The 2,527-nt window shown below is 47.2% G+C and carries 3 protein-coding genes; all 3 read right to left on the bottom strand.

Annotated features, from left to right (window positions below):
- Window positions 1-132: 132 nt before the first annotated feature.
- The gene (locus ACLQ6D_RS04485; protein WP_411726087.1) at window positions 133-1,050 is read right to left on the bottom strand and encodes a hypothetical protein; all 918 of its coding nucleotides are present in this window, start codon (window positions 1,048-1,050) and stop codon (window positions 133-135) included.
- A gap of 3 nt (window positions 1,051-1,053) precedes the next feature.
- The gene (locus ACLQ6D_RS04480; RefSeq protein ID WP_411726086.1) at window positions 1,054-1,917 is read right to left on the bottom strand and encodes a CoA-transferase subunit beta; all 864 of its coding nucleotides are present in this window, start codon (window positions 1,915-1,917) and stop codon (window positions 1,054-1,056) included.
- Window positions 1,910-2,527: CoA transferase subunit A (locus ACLQ6D_RS04475; RefSeq protein WP_411726085.1), on the bottom strand; the 618-nt coding region annotated here is incomplete at its 5' end. The genes ACLQ6D_RS04475 and ACLQ6D_RS04480, both read right to left, overlap by 8 nt.

Here is a 2,527-nt window from a genome sequence, read left to right as displayed (position 1 = left end):
GCACAGGCTTGCAGGATGCTTTGGGTTTCGTGCAGCCCTTTTCCGACATCCATCACCATCGTGCAACCGCTTTTGCGAGGTTTTATCTCTCGTGAATTTCGCTGGTTTGTTATGATATTTTCCCACGCAAGTTCAGCCATGCCTTGAATTCCCAACAAATAATTGACGTAAAGCCTTTTCAATCATGCCCAAATCTGTTCCCCACGGCACGGTTACGGTGTTACCTTCTTGTTCAAAGTCATATTCCAATAAGCAACACTTGAGAAAGGTAGCTTTATTGTCCGGTTTTTGTAATCGTCTTGGACACATTTCTACTCGTGGCGGCTCGTCTCCGTAGTAATGGCGATGGAATTGCAGGCTACGCTCACAGCCGAGCAAAGTCCACTGCTGACGTTGTTCAGGGCGCTCGTCCAGAAAATAAACCGGTGCACTCAAATCAGTAAGCCCGCCTGACCGGCATGGCACTAAATAAGCTTCTGGGGTTACCGTTTTGGCAAGATCACGCAGATCGATCGTTTCTAATTCCAGGACGATAGGTGGCAAATCGGCAAAACTGAGCACCTGTTCAACCATGTGATAAAGTTTGGGTGGTTCAGGCGGAATAACTTCGATTACCCGTAACACAAAAGGGTTGGGATGATGAATAATGTTGATATGGTCAAATGCACCGACCACAATTGCCGTCTGTTGCGGTGAAACTTGATATTTCAAAGCCGCCTTGCCCAAGGCAGAGCGGTTACCCGGATCGGTTTCAGGGTCGGCGATAAAAACGCAGTCATCAGGCAAGGCTAATATTTCCAGTTTTTCAATGACGGTGAATAATGTTTCCGAGCTGGCGCGCTGTACGGCTACTACCGCATATTCTTGGCGGGCTGTGTGCAAAATAATAATATCCGTGCGCCGATACACTTCCCTATCCAAAATATACCGCTCTATCACAGCAGCATCCATTTCACCGTCATAGGGCTGAAAGCTTACGCAACGGTACGGTAAAGGCACAAAGTTTTGCCGCTGCTTTAAATCACCCACTTGAAGAATTGCCCCGTTCATTCGCTAAGCCCCGTTCAGTTCAAAAGTTCGCCCTCGATCATCATGATTGAGTTCGCGTTCATGAATTTTTAGAGGATCCAGACGGCGGATAAACTCGATCATTTCAACATCCGGCAAGTCTGCTATGGTCAGATTGTCGGCGACAGGAAAATCAAATCCTGTATTTTCGGCAACTAACTCAACGCTGGTGTCTGGATAAATGGCACGTAATCGCGCATGACCTTCATCATTAAAGCCAAAAATGCCGAGATCGGTAACGATGCAATCCGGCCCACGCCCTCGAAAAGACAGGTTGGAACGCGGCAACTCTTCTGCCGTACGATGTCCCACACTGGTGATAAAATCACAACGGTCAACCAGTCGGTAACGACGACGGCCTTTTTCGTCGGCATGGGTGCGATGTGCCGCAGTCCAAATTGTGATATGGCCTGCGTCGCATGACAAATTGCAACCTCCGCCTCCTCCGGGCAGTTTTAATGTAAGCCGGTCATCATTTCCCAAACGGGTGACATTCATATTGCCCCAACGGTCAATTTGCAAACCCGACAAAAACATCCTCCCTAATCGTCCACTCGCAGCAAGATCGAATAACTCTTCAATCGATAAATGACACTCAGCGCCACGATTCATTACGAAATCATTCGTAGTGGGCGTTAAGAAAGGAGGAGTTGGATTAATTCCATACGTTGCCCCTGCTACCAGTATCAAGTTAGGGGCATGACTACGCTTAGCTAGATGCAATGCCAACTGGACAAGCGGTGAACCGAAACCGTGAAAAGCTAAAATCCCATCTTCTATCGACAGTGCGATTTGATAAATCATCAATTCGCCGAGTGTACAGCTGTTTATTTTTGCTGCCTTATTCATAAAGCTGCATCCACTGATCGATGCCACCATTCCATTGTTCGAGGCGGATAAGTCTGGTTTGACCGCCTATCAAATTTATATAACTGGCATGGTCTTTACAATCATAAACAAAAGGATTGAGGTAATTCTCACGGAAACTATCACCGCCGTTTTTTGCTGCCTGGTAATAGTGCGCCGTATGTTCCCTATCATAAGCATAACGCGGGTAGCAGGATGTCGGGTGTGCGCCGTAGGGTACCTCGCAAATGGCGGTGACATAAAAATAGGGAATCGTTACGCCCTTTTTTGCCAGTTCCTGATTAGGGATTATTTCTTCAACCGTAGCGATGACTTTTTTGGATGCCTTAGCAAAAAAAATGTCGGCCACGGGAGGCCCTTCAATATGCAAATTGCCATGCTGGTCGGCATAATGGGCATGGATAAGAGCGACATCGAGTTTGAGCGCAGGTACTAAAACCAGTTGCTCGCCGGTAAAAGGACAGATCATCGTTTTAAATTCAGGGTGCAGCTTAAGGAAATCTGTCCCTTGTACCGAACGGATCGGCATAAAAGGCAATCCTTGAATAGCCGCCCGGAGTTGCTGGACTAAGGTATAACAGCAGTTATCTTC

This window comes from Methyloglobulus sp. (assembly GCF_046714055.1).
In the GTDB taxonomy this organism is placed as follows: Bacteria; Pseudomonadota; Gammaproteobacteria; order Methylococcales; family Methylomonadaceae; genus Methyloglobulus.
The sequence above is the reverse complement of the archived record's forward strand: the minus strand, read 5'-3'. Positions and strand labels throughout refer to the sequence as shown.

Coding starts and splice junctions, on each gene's coding strand:
- ACLQ6D_RS04480 (WP_411726086.1), bottom strand. CDS start 1,917: ATGAATAAGGCAGCAAAAATAAACAGCTGTACACTCGGCGAATTGATG.
- ACLQ6D_RS04485 (WP_411726087.1), bottom strand. CDS start 1,050: ATGAACGGGGCAATTCTTCAAGTGGGTGATTTAAAGCAGCGGCAAAAC.